Origin of the sequence: Marinobacterium rhizophilum, assembly GCF_024397915.1 — a bacterium.
Taxonomy (GTDB): domain Bacteria; phylum Pseudomonadota; class Gammaproteobacteria; order Pseudomonadales; family Balneatricaceae; genus Marinobacterium_A; species Marinobacterium_A rhizophilum_A.
In genome coordinates this window covers 804,918-822,347 of record NZ_CP073347.1, presented here as the reverse complement: position 1 = coordinate 822,347, position 17,430 = coordinate 804,918, and the positions used below count along the sequence as shown (strand labels likewise).

Genomic DNA, 17,430 nt, shown 5'->3' with positions numbered 1-17,430 from the left:
CCGGGGCCTTCAGTACCACTGCAGGTCAGTTTTGGGCGGCCAGCAGCGCGTAACTGTGCAACCGGTCCTCAAAATCGTGGGTGACGGTGACTATACCGATCTCGCGAGTGCCGTAACGCTCGGCAATACCCTGCAGGCGTAGCTGGCACTGCTGCGGTGAACCGCAGACCACCGACGCCAGGGTCTGGTCGAAATAGGCTCGGTCTGAAGCGCCTAGTTTCGATTTCAAATCAAGTGCTTGCTTGGGAGACTTGATCAAATCTCGCACGCCGTGACGAAACGCCTGCACCTTCCAGTACACCTGGGGCGCCGCCAGGTATTCCGCTTCCTCCTGCGTATCCGCACAGACGGCGGACACCGCAATCAGCGTCTCGGGCTCCCCGGCATGCCCCGCCCCACGCCAGGCACTGCGGTATTCCTCCACGATGCCAACAGGCCGGTCTTCGGGGCCGATGAACAGCGCCAGCGCCATTTTCATGCCGACCTGCCCTGCCAGCTCCGCACTACCGCCACTGGAGCCCAGCATCCAGAGCTCCGGGCAGGGTGATTCATCGGGCATCACCTGCAGGTCGTGATACGGATGATGCTCGGGGATGCTGCGGGTCAAAAAGCCCTTTAGCAGCGCCGCCTGCTGGGCGTAATGGTCTTCACGCGCCTGGGCGTAGGGGTACGCCAGGGCATGACTGGCCAGGCCATCGCCGCCCGGCGCCCGACCGATACCCAGATCGATACGGCCCGGAAAGAGTGTTTCCAGCAGCCTGAACTGCTCGGCCACCTTGTACGGGCTGTAATGCGGCAGCATCACGCCACCGCTGCCGATTCGCATGCGCCGGGTCATGCTGGCGATATGGCTTATCAGTATCTCGGGGCTGGGGCCTGCGAAATTAATGCTGTTATGGTGTTCCGCCACCCAGTAGCGATTGTACCCGGCGCGCTCGCACGCCTGGGCCAGCCGGGCCGACAGTGCCACCGCAGACAGCGGCTGCGCCTTACCGGGCACCGGCGACTGATCAATAACGGTCAACTTGAGTGTCATGGCGCGGTGAACCTGAATTGCTTTGACTGGAAAGCCCCGACGCCTTGTCCGGCCGCGTGTTGCGGCGTCCGAACCAAAGCCCGCCGGGGCCGACAAGGCTAAACCAGTTGGCCGGTTTTGGCCACGGCAACGGCGTGAAAACATGACAGGGTACCCGGCGCTACCGGCACAGTCGCGCAAGCCCCCGGAACCCTCGACGGGCGAAACTCCTCTCGGGAAGCCTTCACGGGTTCGCCCCGCAGGCTGGCGGTGGCAGGCTGACGCTCAGGCTGTAATAGGTATAGGGCTTGCCACCGACGTGGGGCAACGGCACCCACCACAGCAGCCAGTCGGGCCCGTATGTACGCACCTTGACCGGAATCTCGGGCCAGCGACATCCCGGCGTACTCAGGCTGATGCTGTGTACCTTTTCGGCCCAGGCGGGAATCCAGCGCGACTGTGCCTCGAAACACGCCTGCCAGGCGCTGCGCCCGGCGCTGGAGCCGGCAGCCGCCTGTTCGGCGTCCTGGCAGTCTCCCACCGCTGGATGGACAAGGCGTACAAAGTTGTACCGCCTGTCCATGCGCCCACGGGCCAACTCAAGCCCCTGGGTATCGCGCAACACGACTTCGGCACCCGCCAGCAGGATCTGGCTGCCCTGCGTCTTTTCGCCTGCCAGTCGCAGACTGATTGAAAAAGCCCCGTGAGTGGCGCCGTGCCAGTAGCCATAGCCCAGCACTGCCAGGGCGAGCACGCACAACAGCGCCAGACAGCGCTTCATGCGAGAGCGTCCGGCGCGGGAATGCGTCAACCTGGCCGGGACATTTCGGAGAACTTGTGCACCAGCATCTTCAGGATGTGGCGCCGGGTAATAACGCCGATCACCCGGCGCTGCGCGTCCAGCACGGGATAGGATTTGGGTTTCTGATGGGGGGCAGGACTCAGCATCTGGCGGGCCAGATCCAGCGGATGATCCGCCAGCGACACCGTCAGCACATCGGTGCGCATGATATCTCGCACGTTGGCGACGCGCTGATTGTGATAGACCACCTGAATGGTGACCTGCAAACACTCCTGCTCCGAAATCCAGCCCACCAGCTCGCGATTTTCGTTCACCACAGGGCCGCCCAGCATGGACTTCTGGATAAGTTTTGCCGATGCCTCATCCACCTGCATGTCGGGCGTAATGATGGCAAAGTCGGTGCTCATATACTCACGGATCGAACCTGAATCCATCGTTTTAACCTCGGTCTGGTCTGCCTTGAATCAACCGGGAGCGCAGCCCGCCCGCCGTCTCAGCCGCCTGGGTTGGATCGAATGACCGCATCACTGCGGTGGTATGCAAACCCTGAGAACTGCAGACCACATTGGCTGCCCCTGGGCCACTGTGCGCCAACGCGACTAGCGGCCCCCCGTTAAAACATAGCCCATGGCCTGCAAACAGGCCCAAACACCGAATCCCCCGCGGCCGGCGCTTTGCGGTACACTCCCGTCTGGCCGTTATCGGACAGCCCTATTGCGATGCAAGGAGCCCGCGTGCAGCACGTTATTTCAGTTCAGAACATCAACAAGACCTATGCCTCGGGCTTTACCGCGTTGCATGATGTCAGTCTTGATATCCAACGCGGCGAGATCTTTGCGCTGTTAGGACCCAACGGTGCCGGCAAGACCACCCTGATCAGCATTATCTGCGGTATCGTCAACGCCACCCGCGGTACCGTCTGCGCCGACGGGCACGACATTCAGGCGGACTACCGCGCCGCCCGCAGCAAGATCGGTCTGGTCCCCCAGGAACTGGCAACCGATGCCTTCGAAAGCGTACTGGCAACGGTGAAATTCAGCCGGGGCCTGTTCGGCAAGGCACCCAACCCCGGCTATATCGAGCAGCTGTTGCGCCAGCTCTCCCTCTGGGACAAGCGGGATTCGCGCATCATGGCGCTGTCCGGCGGCATGAAGCGCCGCGTCATGATCGCCAAGGCGCTGTCCCACGAGCCCTCGATTCTGTTTCTGGATGAGCCCACTGCAGGCGTCGATGTCGAATTGCGCCGCGACATGTGGAACATGGTACGCGGGCTGCAGGAACGCGGCGTGACCATCATCCTTACCACCCATTACATCGAGGAAGCCGAGGAAATGGCCGATCGTATCGGTGTGATCAACAAGGGGCGGCTGGTACTGGTGGAAGACAAGACCAGCTTGATGGAGAAGCTCGGCACCAAGCAGCTACGCCTGCACCTGCAAACGCCGCTGCAGGCGCTGCCGGCATCACTGGCACCCTTTAACCTGGCACTGAGTGAGGATGGTCAGCAGCTGACCTACAGCTTCGATGCGCAGCATGAGAACACCGGCATTACCGAGTTGATGCGGGCGCTGAGCGCGCAGGGGCTGGACTTCAAGGATCTGCACTCCAAACAGAGTTCGCTGGAGGAAATATTCGTCAACCTGGTGAGGGAGCAGGCATGAATTTCTATGGCATAGCGGCAATTTACAGGTTCGAGATGGCAAGGACCGGTCGAACCCTGATGCAGAGCATCGCCTCACCGGTACTGTCGACGTCGCTCTACTTCATCGTCTTTGGCACCGCCATAGGCGCGCGCATGGGCGATATCGACGGCATCAGTTACGGCGCCTTTATAATCCCGGGCCTGCTGATGCTGTCGTTGCTGAGCGAAAGTATTTCCAATGCCTCCTTTGGCATCTTTTTCCCCAAGTTTTCCGGCACCATCTACGAGGTGCTATCCGCCCCGGTTTCGCCATTTGAAATCGTTGCAGGCTACGTCGGTGCCGCCGCCAGCAAATCGATCATTCTTGGTCTGCTGATCCTGGCCACCTCGCGGTTGTTTGTGGACTACAGCATCGTGCACCCGGTGTGGATGCTGGCATTTCTGGTACTCACGGCGATTACGTTCAGCCTGTTCGGCTTCGCCATTGGTATCTGGGCAGACGACTTTCAAAAACTGCAGATCATTCCACTGATGGTCATCACCCCGCTCACCTTTCTGGGGGGCGCCTTCTATTCCATCAACATGCTGCCGGAACCCTGGCAGAGCCTGACCCTGTTCAACCCCGTGGTGTACCTGATCAGCGGCTTTCGCTGGGCATTCTATGGCGTGTCGGACGTGAGCATTGTCCTCAGTCTCGGCATGACACTGGGATTCATGGCACTGTGCATGGCAGTCATTGGCTGGATCTTTCGCACCGGTTACCGCATCAAGCCCTGATTTACACGGACAATCCATTGCGGTAAATAGCCGCACCCCCTGTGACTCCAGGAGTTTCAGGGGGTATGGCGCCCGTAGCCACTACCATTCCAGCGATACAGCGGAAAGTCCCCGAAGCCCGGACCGCCCACTTCGATGTCCGGCCAGCCCTGGTAATCGCTGTCCTTGATCACCGCAATGCCCACCGCTTCCAGCAGAATCTGCCAGCCCGTCGGCGCTTCGGTCAGCAGCAGAAAATACTGCCCTGCGTTGCCGTAACAGAACAGGCTGCTTTCCGTCACCCAGGCCTCGGAGCGGCCATCGCCATTCAGATCGTCTAACTCTACATGACCCGGCTGATAAGACAGGGTTACCGGTTCTTCCTGGCAACGCTGATACTGGCCATTCCCCGCCAGCTTGAAACCCGCCGCCGCAAAGAGTGCCGCCTCTTCACTGGCGGACAACGCCGCGGCATGTGCCGACTCATGCTGCGCCGATACCGCTGTTGAAAATACCCCCAGGGCTACAGTGAGTGACTGAACCCATCGAACAAGGGCGCTACCGGCTACCCTGTTCTGCGCCCCTGATCTTGCCGCAAACAGACCGGAACGAAATGTCATGATGGCTCCCCCTGTGCGTTAAACGGATCCGGTAACGTCGTACCGGGAACGGCTGCGCACTCAAAAAGTGCAGCCCGCCCTGACGCGAGTCCATTCCCTGTTCAGTATGGCACCCAGGTCCGGGCAGCAGACATGCTCTGTGCAAAAAGCTGAAAAAACCTAATGCAACGCAGCATTCACAGGTTTAAACCGCACTGGAAACGGGTTGTTCGGGTGAGTCCTGGCTATATTCACGCCTGCTTATTAACCGCATATGACGTCATTAATTCGAATTAAACTCACTTTTGCCGGCATTAATACAGCTGTTTAAATTTCATCCGACAGTGACAGAAAAGCACTACACTATTTTGTGCAAGTGCGTTATAAAAGCTGTGGCAGCGATGCTGCCATACACAAGATACAACGACCCAGGGACAGGCAGACATCATGAAAAACGTTTCCAGACAACACAGCAGGCAGCCTCATCCAACTGACTGCCCGGCACCCGGGCGCAGCCTGAGCGGCTTGCTCATCATGGCCGTGCTGAGCGCTTCTCTTGGACTGAGCCATGCCGCTCTTGGTGCTGAACTGCCTGCCGTTGGCGCCGATATCCAGCGCACCTCGGTATCCGGCCTGTCCTCCGGCGCCTTCATGACATCACAACTGTATGTGGCCTACTCCGACATCATGGTCGGTGCCGGCATCGTCGCTGGCGGCCCCTACCTGTGTGCCAAGTCCTGGTCCCTGAGCCCGCTGGTGATCAACGCCACCACCACCTGCATGAACCCGCTCACTGCCGCGGTGGGCCCCAATACGCCCCTGCTGGTGACACTCAGCGAGTCACTGGCCGACGCCGGCGACATAGCGCCGCTGGACAACCTCAAGGACGATCACATCTATATCTTCAGCGGCCAGAAAGACAAAACCGTGACCACCGCGGTGGTTGATCAGACCAAAGCCTACTTTGAAGCCATCGGCGTACCCGCCAGTGCCATCCAGTACGATACCAGCGTCGCCGCCGGTCACGCCCTGATAACCAACAGCAGTGAGGACACCGATTGCCCCGTCACCGCCGCGCCCTATATCAATGACTGCGACTTCGAACAGTCCAACCGCATCATCGGGCAGATATACACCGACATGAAACCGCCGGCCAGCATTCTGAGCAGCGATATTCTGGCGTTTGACCAGTCGGCCTTTATCGACTCGAAAACCACCAGCATGAGCGAAACCGCCTACGCCTACATTCCGGCCACCTGCCAGGCGGGCAAGGCGTGCGCAGTGCATGTGGTATTTCACGGCTGCAAGCAGGGTGCTGCGGTCATCGGCGACAAGTACTACGCCGATACCGGCTACAACTACGTGGCCGAAGCCAACGACCTGATTATGCTCTACCCGCAGGTACAACCTTCGAACGCTGCGCCCCTGAACCCGGAAGGCTGCTGGGATTTCTGGGGTTATTCATCGCCGGGCGACGCCCAGCCGGATTTCTATTCACGCAAGGCGCCGCAGATCAACGCCGTCTACCGCATGATAGAACGCCTGTCCCAACCGCACCCACTGTAATCCCCGGCAAGACAGCCACCGATAAAAATACCAGGAGACATGATATGACCACCGAAACAGCACCACTGATTGACCCGAACCTGACCGAGGCGCTGCAACACTGGAACCAGTACTGCAACCAGAGCCGTCAGAACGCCCTCATTCTGCTCAACGCCATCACGCCGCTGAAAGACCAGATACAGGTGACCGGACAGTTGCTGGAAACCGCCCAGAAAACCGACTGGCTGCAGGCCGGATCAAAATTTTCCGACCCAACTGCTCTGGTCGGTGCCTTCAGTGAACTGGCCGACATTCAGATCGCCGCGCTTGGAAAAATTCAGGAAGGCTATAACGCCTTTTTGAAAACCACCGAGGCTTCAACACAGCAGCTCAGCGAACTGGGCAAGGCAGCGGACTCGCCCCAGGCACTGCTGGCGGCAAGCCTGGAGACGGGGCTGAGCATTTTGAAGCAATATGAAGCCGATGCCACCGAGGAGGCATCCAGCCTGAGTGCGATCCAGTCCGCCTACCGCGCCTGGTTGCAGAAGAACCTGCAGAGCCTCAGCGCAGGCTGAGTAGAAAACCGATGCCGGGCAGACAGCAAAGCGCTCCCGGCATTACTCGTTCAGGCAAGGACCGCTTCAGGGCCAGACAGCACCCTCAGTGCAGTTCGCCACATGAAGCACATTGTTGCGGCCATCGTTGGGGATATACACCTGGTTGACGGCGGACTTGGCGTAGGTCATCTGCTGGCACTGTGCGCTCTGCCCCGGCCCTACCACCAGTTTCGCCCCCACCTTGAGGGTACAGGCGCTCATGCGATCGAGTTCGCTCCAGGAGGGGCAGATGCTGTTGTCCTCGCGGTACTGCGGACGCGGACCCTCGGGACGCTGGAACGACCACCAACTGCCATACCGGGTATAGTCCCTTGCGCTGTCCCAGACGCGATAGACAGTCACTGGCTCCTGGGCAACCAATACCTGGCCTGCGCACAGCTCCCCCGCACCACTGGCGCCAAGCGCCTCTTGCAGCAAGGCGTCGTCCACGACCACTACAAGCCCCGGTGGCGGACTCTCGATCCGGCCCACGCAGGACACGCCATCGACCCCCTGCAGCGCCTGGCTGTCAGCCTGTTCGTCTGAGCGGTCGAAACCGGCGCAGCCGGCCAGCAACAACAGCAGCGAAAACCCCATACCACGCATCACGCGTCCCTGTGTAGTCACGGTAAAATTCCTTTTTTACTAATGGTTGAGCATGAAGTTTAATCAGGGACTGTACTTGTCACCAGTCAAAAATAACAGCGAACAACCCCTGGCACGGCGCCGGCCCCGCTCAGGCATCCGTCAGACCGTACTTCCTGATTTTGCGATGCAGGGTAGAACGGCTGATCCCCAATGCTTGCGCCGCCCGTATAACAACCCAGCGGTGCTGTTGCAGGGCGCCGAGTATCTGCGCCGCTTCACCCTCCTGCTCCGTCGCTGAGGCTCCGTCCGCTGGCGTCGTGGCGCTAGCGCCCAGGGATACCAGCCGATGCGGCGGCACGGCCGCGGCATCCGGCACACTGCTGACATCCTGGCATACCGGCTCGCCCGGGGCCGGCGGGAATACCTCATCCGGCAGGTCGGTAATGCGCACCGCACGACCATCACACATGCACAACGCGAACTGCAGCGCGTTCTTGAGCTGGCGGATATTGCCAGGCCAGTGGTAGTTGCCGAGCACCTGCAATGCCTGAGCATCCAGCACAACTGAATCGGACTCGCGCAACTGCGCAAACACCTGCTCAATCAGCGCCAGCCTGTCCTGGCGCTCGCGCAAGCTCAGCAGGCCTATGCGAACACCGCTGATGCGATAATACAGATCCTCACGGAATTCACCCTGGGCCACAGCCCCGGCGAGGTCCCGGTGGGTGGCGCAGATAACGTGCAGGTCGATACGAACCGGCTTGATCTGCCCCAGCGGCGTAATCTCCCCCTCGGCCAGCACCCGCAGCAGGCGGGCCTGCAGCATGAGTGGCATATCGCCGATTTCATCCAGAAACAGGGTACCGCCGTTACTGGCTTCGATCTTGCCAACCTTGCCGCCCTTGAGGCCACCGGTAAAGGTACCGGCGCTATAGCCAAACAGCTCGCTTTCAATCAGGGATTCGGGAATGGCGGCGCAGTTCAGGGTAACAAAGGGCTTGTCATGACGAGCACTGCTGTCGTGGATGGCCCGGGCCCAGACTTCCTTGCCGGTACCGGTTTCGCCCTGCAACAGGATACAGATATCCCGGTTCAGTACCCGATGACAGATATCGGCATTGCGCTGCAGCGTCGGATCGCCGCCCGCGGCGCGATAGAGCTGCGAATCGATATGCGGCCTTGCGGCAGAATTACTGGCCGCCGGCGCGGGGGCATGGGGGCGCGGCGTGTCGCCTGCCAGGCGCATCAGCCAGCAACCACTGCCCTGCCCCTGCTGCAGTGACCAGGGGGCACGCTGCACGTCCTCAAGACTGGCGCCGGTCAGGGTCGCGAGCCCCTGGCCCACAATCAGGCAGCGTTCGAGCACTCCCAGCTGCAACAGGGCCGCGGAGGTCGCCCCCAGTATCCAGCCGGAATCGTTCACCGCCAGCAGCGCGTTGGACTGGCCTGCATCCGCCAGTGGCGAGCGTACCAGGGCCAGCAGATGATGCCGGGCATAGGCGTAACGAAACATGGCCGCTTCAATCTGATCGGCGGTATCGCACACCAGGTTCAGCGCCAGTCCCTGCCCAATCTTGTCCCCCTGGGCATAGGTCGAGATATCCAGCGTGCCAATAATATCGCCATCGGGGGCAATCAGCGGTGCGCTGGAACAACTGAAACGCTGCAACTCGCGGCCGAAATGCTCGCCGGCATAGACGGTCAGCGCCTCCCCGGTGGCCAGGCAGGTACCCAGGCCATTGGTGCCGACCAGGTTCTCGCTCCAGACAGTACCGACGCTCAGGCCCTTTTCGGCCAGTTCCTGGCCCCGGTTGGAGTCGATGTACTCGCGCAGCACGATGCCATTCGCATCCGACACCAGCACGCAGTAACCGGAATTGCCGCCCAGATGACGCAGGCGTTCGAACACGGGATCGGCCGAATGCAGCAGGCTGTCCTGCAGGCTGCGGGCCTCTTGCAGCTCGCTGTCGCTCAGACGTGGCACCCGCAGGCTGCGACCCGGATCCAGATGATAGTCTTCGATGCAGCGCTGCCAGGACCCAAGGATTTCGGGGGCAGCCTGCTGTGGAGCGCCCTGTTGCGTCTTGCCAGTCTCGGGAGCTCGAGGGTGATGTCGTTGAGAATTGTGGCGATTCATGGAGCTAGGGGGATATCCACTGAGTCATTGTTGTTATCGGCCCCATCATAGGCTTCCCCTCGCCCCGATGTCCACTTTGCCCCTAACCGCCTCGGAGTCCCGGGCTATCACCCGACCTCAGAACACCGGCGCCGCCCGGCTGCTGCACTGGTTACAGAAGGCCTCAAAATCCTCTGCGCTCAGGGGTCTGGAGAAAAAGTATCCCTGGATTTCATCACAGTCCTGCTGCACCAGGTACTCGTACTGGTCCACGTTTTCCACCCCTTCGGCCACCACCTTCATGCCCAGGCGGCGCGCCATCATCAGGATGGCCGAAACAATGGCGACATCGCCCTTCTGGGCCGGCAGACCGTCGATAAACGCCTTGTCGATCTTGATTTCATCCAGCGGAAAGTCCTTGATATAGCGCAGGGACGAATAGCCGGTACCAAAATCATCCACCGACAGCTCCAGGCCGAGGCTCTTGAGCTCATGCAGGATGCGGATGTTGGAGTCGACATTGGAGACCGCAATACTCTCGGTCAGCTCGACCATCACCCTGGCCGGATTAACGCCGGTTTCGGCAAGACACTCGCGTATGCTGGCAATAAAGTTGCCACTGTTGAACTGCTGGCTCGAGACATTGATCGAGACACTGACATCGGTGCCATTGTGATGCCATTGTGCTGCCTGCCGACAGGCGGTTTTGAAGACCCAGTGACCGAGTTCCTCCATCAGGCCGCTGCTTTCGGCCACGGGAATGAAAACCGCCGGCGAAACCGGGCCTCGTTCCGGATGCGTCCAGCGCAGCAACGTCTCGGCACCCACGACCTTGCGCGTGCGGGCGTCGAGCTGCGGCTGAAAGGCAAGATAGAAGCTTTCATCCGCCAGTGCCCGGCGCAGGTCACTCTCAAGCCGCATGCGTTCGCGCAGACGCAGATTCTCGTCACTGGAGAAAAACTGCACCTGGTATGGCCCGCCAAGGCGCGCCTCACTGGCCGCCTGACTGGCAGACTGCATCAGGGCTTGCGGATCACGTCCGTCCTCGGGATAGGTCGAGATGCCGACGCAGGCGTTCACCTGAATATCCTGCTGCTCAAGGTGCATCGGGATCTTGAGAATGCTGAGCAGCCGACTGGCCACGAAGGTCGCTTCACTGGCCGAGCGCAGGCCCGACAGCACAATCAGGAATTCGTCATCCCCGACCCGGGACATGCCGCGCCAGATTTGATCATTACCGGTAAAGGCCACGACATCGGACGCGCGGACGCATTCGAGCAGCTCCGCCGCGATCTGCTTGAGAAGCTTGTCGCATACGCTGCTGCCAAAGCTGTCCTGCACCGTGCGCAAACCGTAGAGGTTTAGATTCAGTACCGCCAGAGCACGCTGATCCTTTTCGGCATAGGCCAGGCTTTGACCCAGACGGACCTGACACAGCTTGCGATTGGGCAAACCGGTCAGGGAGTCGTAATACATAAGCTGGTTCTGGTAGGCCTTGACGGTGAGAATATTGCGCAGGCGCAACGCCAGCTCACTTTCGTTAACCGGCTTTGCCAGAAAATCCGTAGCGCCCAGTTCCAGCGCCTGCAGCTTGCTCTGGGCATCACTGGATGAGGTCAGCACGATCACGGGAAGGTGCTGTGTCGCTTCATTGTTCCTGAGTTTGGCCAGCACCTCAAAACCGTCGACCTCGGGCATGACCAGATCGAGAAACAGCAAATCCGGCTGACATTCGACGATCTTGTCCACCGCCGTCACGGAGTCGGTGATACCGGTGAAATTGGTATATCCCAGGTCTTCCAGAAAGATCTGAATCAGGTCGATGATAATGGGTTCATCGTCCAGCATCATGATGACAGAATTATTCAGAGGCTGACGATCGACTGTATTGGCTGTATCCATAGACTTTAAATTCCCTTTACCTGCCTCAGCGGCCCGCCATGATACGTTGGCTTATATGCGTGATAGTGCTTATCCGCCGACGGATCGCGGCAACATCAGCCGCTCGGCATTCCAGTTCCAGCTCCGACGCCTCTTCGGAGAGAAGGTCGAAGCCAATGGAGCCGCCCGACCCCTTGATCCAGTGCGCCAGGTCGGCCATGCCAGACCAGTCCTGCTGCTGCTGCAGCTGCGCCATTTGCTGTAACTTTTCCTGCAAACTGGTGACAAAACGCTGCACCAGCGGCTCGAATCGGGCATCCCTGACAGCCAGGCGCGAATAGATCGGCGTATTGTCATCTTCGCCCTCATCCTCCAGCAACGCAATCTCTGAATCGGCATCGGCTTGCGTTTGAGCCCGCCCCGGACCCGGCTCCCTTCTGACCTCGGCGCCAATGTCAGCCCAGAGCCCTGCCGCAGCCTCCTCACGCGCACCCTGCACGGCCGCGGCCTTCAGATCAGCATCAGCAGCGATGTTCAGCGGCTCGGCGGACGCATCAAGGCGGGAAGACAGCGCCAGCACCGTACTCAGGTGAAGCGCGCAAGCCGATGCGTTACCCGCCCTGGCTTCCTGTTCGAGCTGCAGGGCGGGCTCGGTCAGCATATCAAACCCGACACTGCCGCCGGCACCCTTGAGCCAGTGCGCCAAATCCGCCAGCACGACAAAGTCACCGTCAGTAACCGCCGTTTGCATTGCCGCCATCTGCTCGCGGCAGCGAATGACGAAGCGGGCGATCAGTGGCTGAAAGCGCGGCTGATCAGCGAGCCTTGAACGCAGTGCCGGCGCCGGCCAAGCGGTAGCGGTTATCAGTGGCGTGCCCGAATCGGCGCTGTCCGGCTCTGCCCCGCTGGCAGGAGATACCTCTTCGGCCTGCAGCAGCGAAGCCATCAGTGCCAGCAGCGCATCAATATCGATCGGCTTGGTCATGTAGTGGCTGTAACCGGCATCAAGGCAACGTTCCTGAATCCCGGTCATGGCATGAGCGGTCAGCGCCACGACGGGCTGTTCGAATTCAAGATCGCGCATGCGACGCACTGCGCTAAAGCCATCCATGACCGGCATCTCAACGTCCATCAGGATGACGTCAAAATGCGTTTTCTGTGCCAGTTCCAGAGCTTCAACACCATTGCTGGCAACCTTTACACGCAGGCCTTCATCTTCGAGCACCAGGCGTACCAGATCCCGGTTCTCAAGCCCGTCATCGACGACCAGCACATCACAGGGAGAAAAGCTCCAGCGTCTGTGCACCGGTGTCTTGCTGGGCTCGTAAACGGCGTCATCGGCCTCGCCCGGCTGGATCCAGCTGGCCTGCGAGAGATCACCGGTCGCAATCGAGATACGAAACAGGCTGCCTGCACCGGGCGCGCTGGTTACCTGTATATCGCCGCCCATGGCTTTGGCAAACTTGTTGCTGATCGCCAGCCCCAGCCCGGTACCACCAAAGCGCCGTGTAATGGAGCTGTCGGCCTGAACAAAGGGCTGGAAAATCTTCGCGGCCTGGTCTGGCGTCATGCCAATGCCCGTGTCTTCGACACCGATTTGCAGCAGGCCGTCGCTCTGCGGATGCATTCTGACACTGACGGTGACACCACCGCTGTCGGTAAACTTGATTGAGTTGCCGATCAGGTTAGTGAGAATCTGGCGCAGCCGCACAGCATCCGCCTTGATGGTCAGCGGCACGGCTGACGCTACCGAAAGCTCCAGGTAGAGACCTTTCTCCTGTGCCTTGACACGCATGAACTGCAATACCTGACGGATCACGTCCAGGGCATTGCAGTCTGCCAGCTCCATGTCGAGCTGACCGGCTTCGATCTTCGACAGATCCAGCACATCATTGATCAGGTTCAGCAGATAGTTGCCACTGGTCGAAATGGTGGACAGGTGACTGAGATAGTCTTCCTGGCTCTTGTCGCGGCCCCGGCGAAGCAACTCGGTAAAGCCCAGGATGGCATTCATGGGGGTGCGTATTTCATGGCTCATGGTGGCCAGAAAGTCACTCTTGGCACGGTTGGCACTCTGCGCCTCATCCCGCGCCTTGCGCAATTCCAGCTCCTTCTCTTCCAGCAAGGTGACGTCATCGAAGCTGATCAGCGCGCCACCGAGCTTGCCCTCCGCAGCCAGCACGGGCGAGCAGTTGACCATGAACGTCTTGTGTAGCCCCTTCCCCTGGTCCAGGCGCAAAACGAGGTTGGTTTCAACCCGTCCCTGCTCCAGCGAACTGTCCCAGGGCATGGACTCGCCCAGGGTGGCGCCCGAAGTATCCTGCCAAGGCAGGGAGCGGACGCTAACGCCCATCAGGCTTCCGGTTTCCTTGCCAAGAAGGACCTCAAACGCCTGATTCGCCAGCACGATATTCTGTTTTGTATCGACCACCACCAGGCCTTCCGCCATGGTATCCAGAGCCGACCGTACGCGCCCGGGAATGGCCTGGGACGGGTCAAGATGCTTGAGCATTTTACCGAGGTAAAAATAAAAGGCGATAAAGCTTAGCAGTGACAGCAGGCTGATAAACAGGAAGACCGGACTCAGGACGAAGCCCAGTACGCCCCTGGGCGCAATTGGCTCGAACGCAAACTCCAGCTGCCCCCAGGTCCCGTCACCGGCATAAAGTGGCACGGCAATAAACTCATCGGTCGAGGCCTTGATGGAGACCGGCGACCAGTCACTGTCGTGCGCACCAACCTCTGCCACCAGACGGCCGCTGGCACGGCGAACCCCGGCGCTGATCAACTCGGGATTGCGTTTTTTCAGTACATCGAGAGTGCTTTCCAGCCGCTGGATATCGGTCTGGGTAATCAGCATGGAAGCGTTAATGGCAACGGTTTCGGCAATACGAAGCCGTTCCTGTCGCTTCAGGTCATTGGCACTAGGGACAAGGCCCGTAAAAAACGCCAGTAAAACCAGACACAGCAGAATACTCACCTGGCCAAGCGCAATGCGTGCCTTGGCACTCTGCTTGCCGAAAATTCGATCGATCAATGTACACCCTGCCCTTTTCCGGCCCCAGAGCCGGCGTCGTCAATAGAGTTGTTCCGGTGGTCATCGAGAATGGATTGCAGCGACTCGCTATCCTCCTCGCCGAAATTGCCCGTCTGAGCCAGCACCGGTAGCGGATCAACGAAACGCCAGGCTGGAAGCGACGTCATGACGCTGCTCAGCAACACGCCGCTGCGCAACAGCCAGACAACATACCCGGCTGACAAGCCGGCGGAGATAACCAGACCGCCACCCAAAATGGCATTTTCGAGCCCCGAGTGCTCTTTCAGTTGCTGCTCGAGCCCCTCAAGATCGGTGATCAGGCCGCTACTGAGCATGGCCGCAAAGCTGTCGTCCAGTTCCTTCCAGTAGCCGTAAAGATTGGTTTTCTCGACCAGGGTATTGTCCGAATCCGGCTCTGCAGGGGTTTGAAACACCATCCCCTCCAGCGTCGAACTATTCAATAGTGCGAAACGCAGGCCAGAATCCTCAGCGTGCACCGATACGGTTGTACGGGTTGAATTTTCAAGGACTTCCTCCTCATCCGTAACACCATCGTCTTCCACCTCTGTACCCGCGAATTCGCCAGGCCCTTCAGGGGCAGAAGGGTCCGGCTCTGGAAACAGTTCAATCCCTCCGAGCCCCGGCACACCGGCGGTAACGGCCGGTGGCGCAATAACGGAAACCACAGCTTCCAGGGATTCCAGTTGACCGAAGCCATCGATGAAACTGACTCTGATACCCAGCTGCGCCCCGAGGTCCGGCGCCTGCAGCACATAGCTGCCCGACGTCGCTCCCGGGATCGCGACACCATCGCGCAGCCACTGATAGCTCAGCGGCCCCATACCATCATCATCACTGATTAACGCGGCGGCCTGGACAAGCTCCCCCATGGACAATTTGCCGATGATCTCGACATTGCCGCTGGGGGTATCGTTGACGTTGATCACTGGCCCCAGAGCATTGGAGACCACCACTTCCGCGGTGTTAAAGCCGTCGGTATAGCTGGCGCGCACGGTGATTGTTTTACCGACATCGGCATCCACCAGGGTGTAGCTGTTGCCGGTCTCGCCCGTGATATCGGCGCCATCGCGCAGCCACTGGTAGCTGATCGTGCCCAGGCCATCTTCATCCGCCAGCGAGTTCGTGACGCTGAGGGTCTGGTTCTCGGTGGCGGTGCCACTGAGAGTCACGCTACCGGTGGGCGCATCATTGACGTTGGTCACCGGCCCCAAGGCATTGGAGACCACCACTTCCGCGGTGTTAAAGCCATCGGTATAGCTGGCGCGCACGGTGATGGTTTTACCGACATCGGCATCCACCAGGGTGTAGCTGTTGCCGGTCTCGCCGGTGATATCAACGCCATCGCGCAGCCACTGGTAGCTGATCGTGCCCAGGCCGTCCTCATCTGCCAGATCGTTGCTCACCGTCAGGGTCTGGTTCTCGGTCGGTGTGCCAGACAGGGTGACCGCGCCGGTGGGCGCATCATTAACGTTGGTCACCGGACCCAGGGCATTGGAGACCACCACCTCGGCGGTGTTGAAGCCATCGGTGTAGCTGGCACGCACCGTAATGCTGGCGCCGACATCGGCATCCACCAGGGTGTAGCTGTTGCCGGTCTCGCCGGTGATATCGGCGCCATCGCGCAGCCACTGGTAGCTGATCGTGCCAAGTCCATCCTCATCCGCCAGGTCATCGCTCACCGTCAGGGTCTGGTTCTCGGCCGGTGTGCCGGACAGGGTGACCGAACCGCTGGGCGCATCGTTGATGTTGGTCACCGGGCCGAGCGCATTGGAGACCACCACTTCCGCGGTGTTAAAGCCGTCGGTGTAGCTGGCGCGCACCGTAATGCTCGCGCCGACATCGGCATCCACCAGGGTGTAGCTGTTGCCGGTCTCGCCGGTGATATCGGCGCCATCGCGCAGCCACTGGTAGCTGATCGTGCCAAGGCCGTCCTCATCCGCCAGGTCATCGCTCACCGTCAGGGTCTGGTTCTCGGTGGCGGTGCCACTGAGGGTCACGCTGCCGCTGGGCGCATCATTGACGTTGGTCACCGGGCCGAGCGCATTGGAGACCACCACTTCGGCGGTATTGAAGCCGTCGGTGTAACTGGCGCGCACGGTAATGCTGGCGCCGACATCGGCATCCACCAGGGTATAGCTGCTGCCGGTCTCGCCGGTGATATCAGCGCCATCGCGCAGCCACTGGTAGCTGATCGTACCGAGGCCATCTTCATCCGCCAGCGAGTTCGTGACGCTGAGGGTCTGGTTCTCGGCCGGTGTGCCAGACAGTGTTACGTTGCCGGTGGGATCATCGTTGACGTTGGTCACCGGGCCGAGGGCGTTGGAGACCACCACTTCCGCGGTGTTGAAGCCGTCGGTATAGCTGGCGCGTACGGTGATGGTTTTACCGACATCGGCATCCACCAGGGCGTAGCTGCTGCCGGTCTCGCCGGCGCATCGCGCGCCACTGGTAGCTGATCGCGCCATCGCATCCGCCAGCCACTGGTAGCAGGTCGTACCGGTCGGTGTGCCAGACAGGGTGACCGTGGGCGCATCGTTGACGTTGGTCACCGGGCCAGCGCATTGGAGACCACCACTTCGCGGACCGCTCGGTATAGCTGGCGCGCACGGTGATGGTTTTGACATGGCATCCACCAGGGCGTAGTCCGGTCTCGCCGGTGATATCGTGCCATCGCGCAGCCACTGGTAGCTGATCGTGCCGAGGCCATCTTCATCCGCCAGATCGTTGGGTCACCGGTGTGCCGGACAGGGTGACCGCGCCGGTTGGACGTTGGTCACCGGGCCGAGGGCACCACCACTTCCGCGGTGTTGAAGCCGTCGGTTTAGCTGGCGC

At 60.3% G+C, this 17,430-nt stretch carries 13 protein-coding genes; 4 read left to right on the top strand and 9 right to left on the bottom strand.

Going from position 1 to position 17,430, the window contains the following annotated elements; translation table 11 throughout:
• Positions 1–25 precede the first annotated feature (25 nt).
• From KDW95_RS03555 to KDW95_RS03545, 3 genes are all read right to left on the bottom strand, one after another.
• Positions 26–1,036, bottom strand: coding sequence for an LLM class flavin-dependent oxidoreductase (locus KDW95_RS03555; protein ID WP_255854893.1), 1,011 nt, complete (start codon positions 1,034–1,036; stop codon positions 26–28).
• Between the two features lie 223 nt (positions 1,037–1,259).
• On the bottom strand, positions 1,260–1,796 hold the full coding sequence (locus KDW95_RS03550; RefSeq protein WP_255854892.1) for a hypothetical protein: 537 nt from the start codon (positions 1,794–1,796) through the stop codon (positions 1,260–1,262).
• A gap of 26 nt (positions 1,797–1,822) precedes the next feature.
• On the bottom strand, positions 1,823–2,251 hold the full coding sequence (locus KDW95_RS03545; RefSeq protein ID WP_255854891.1) for a CBS domain-containing protein: 429 nt from the start codon (positions 2,249–2,251) through the stop codon (positions 1,823–1,825).
• A gap of 300 nt (positions 2,252–2,551) precedes the next feature.
• On the opposite strand from KDW95_RS03545, the gene KDW95_RS03540 reads away from it, so the two are divergent.
• Together KDW95_RS03540 and KDW95_RS03535 are read left to right on the top strand one after the other, a co-directional pair.
• Positions 2,552–3,478, top strand: a complete 927-nt coding sequence (locus KDW95_RS03540; protein WP_255854890.1) for an ABC transporter ATP-binding protein — start codon at positions 2,552–2,554, stop codon at positions 3,476–3,478.
• Positions 3,475–4,236, top strand: a complete 762-nt coding sequence (locus KDW95_RS03535) for an ABC transporter permease (RefSeq protein ID WP_255854889.1) — start codon at positions 3,475–3,477, stop codon at positions 4,234–4,236. The genes KDW95_RS03540 and KDW95_RS03535 overlap by 4 nt, the downstream gene beginning before the upstream one ends.
• Before the next feature lie 56 nt (positions 4,237–4,292).
• Here KDW95_RS03535 and KDW95_RS03530 read toward each other — a convergent pair whose 3' ends face one another.
• Positions 4,293–4,835 carry a hypothetical protein gene (locus KDW95_RS03530; protein WP_255854888.1) on the bottom strand — a complete coding sequence of 181 codons (543 nt, stop codon included), beginning with the start codon at positions 4,833–4,835 and terminating at the stop codon, positions 4,293–4,295.
• Between the two features lie 513 nt (positions 4,836–5,348).
• Here KDW95_RS03530 and KDW95_RS03525 point away from each other — a divergent pair.
• Both KDW95_RS03525 and KDW95_RS03520 read left to right on the top strand, forming a co-directional pair.
• Positions 5,349–6,380 carry an extracellular catalytic domain type 2 short-chain-length polyhydroxyalkanoate depolymerase gene (locus tag KDW95_RS03525; RefSeq protein ID WP_255854887.1) on the top strand — a complete coding sequence of 344 codons (1,032 nt, stop codon included), beginning with the start codon at positions 5,349–5,351 and terminating at the stop codon, positions 6,378–6,380.
• 44 nt (positions 6,381–6,424) lie between these two features.
• Positions 6,425–6,934 (top strand): hypothetical protein, encoded by a 510-nt coding sequence (locus KDW95_RS03520; protein WP_255854886.1) that lies wholly within the window; start codon positions 6,425–6,427, stop codon positions 6,932–6,934.
• 66 nt (positions 6,935–7,000) lie between these two features.
• Here KDW95_RS03520 and KDW95_RS03515 read toward each other — a convergent pair whose 3' ends face one another.
• The 5 genes from KDW95_RS03515 to KDW95_RS03495 all read right to left on the bottom strand — a co-directional run bounded on the left by KDW95_RS03515 (position 7,001) and on the right by KDW95_RS03495 (position 17,147).
• The gene (locus KDW95_RS03515; protein ID WP_255854885.1) at positions 7,001–7,582 is read right to left on the bottom strand and encodes a hypothetical protein; all 582 of its coding nucleotides are present in this window, start codon (positions 7,580–7,582) and stop codon (positions 7,001–7,003) included.
• Between the two features lie 109 nt (positions 7,583–7,691).
• Positions 7,692–9,680 carry a sigma-54-dependent Fis family transcriptional regulator gene (locus KDW95_RS03510; RefSeq protein WP_255854884.1) on the bottom strand — a complete coding sequence of 663 codons (1,989 nt, stop codon included), beginning with the start codon at positions 9,678–9,680 and terminating at the stop codon, positions 7,692–7,694.
• 117 nt (positions 9,681–9,797) lie between these two features.
• Positions 9,798–11,561: a GGDEF/EAL domain-containing response regulator gene (locus KDW95_RS03505; RefSeq protein ID WP_255854883.1), complete on the bottom strand. Its 1,764-nt coding sequence runs from the start codon at positions 11,559–11,561 to the stop codon at positions 9,798–9,800.
• 25 nt (positions 11,562–11,586) lie between these two features.
• Entirely contained in the window at positions 11,587–14,577 is a 2,991-nt protein-coding gene (locus tag KDW95_RS03500) for an ATP-binding protein (RefSeq protein ID WP_255854882.1), read from the bottom strand.
• A complete protein-coding gene (locus KDW95_RS03495) occupies positions 14,574–17,147 on the bottom strand; it encodes a hypothetical protein (protein ID WP_255854881.1) in 2,574 nt (857 codons plus the stop codon). The genes KDW95_RS03500 and KDW95_RS03495 overlap by 4 nt, the downstream gene beginning before the upstream one ends.
• Positions 17,148–17,430 lie beyond the last annotated feature (283 nt).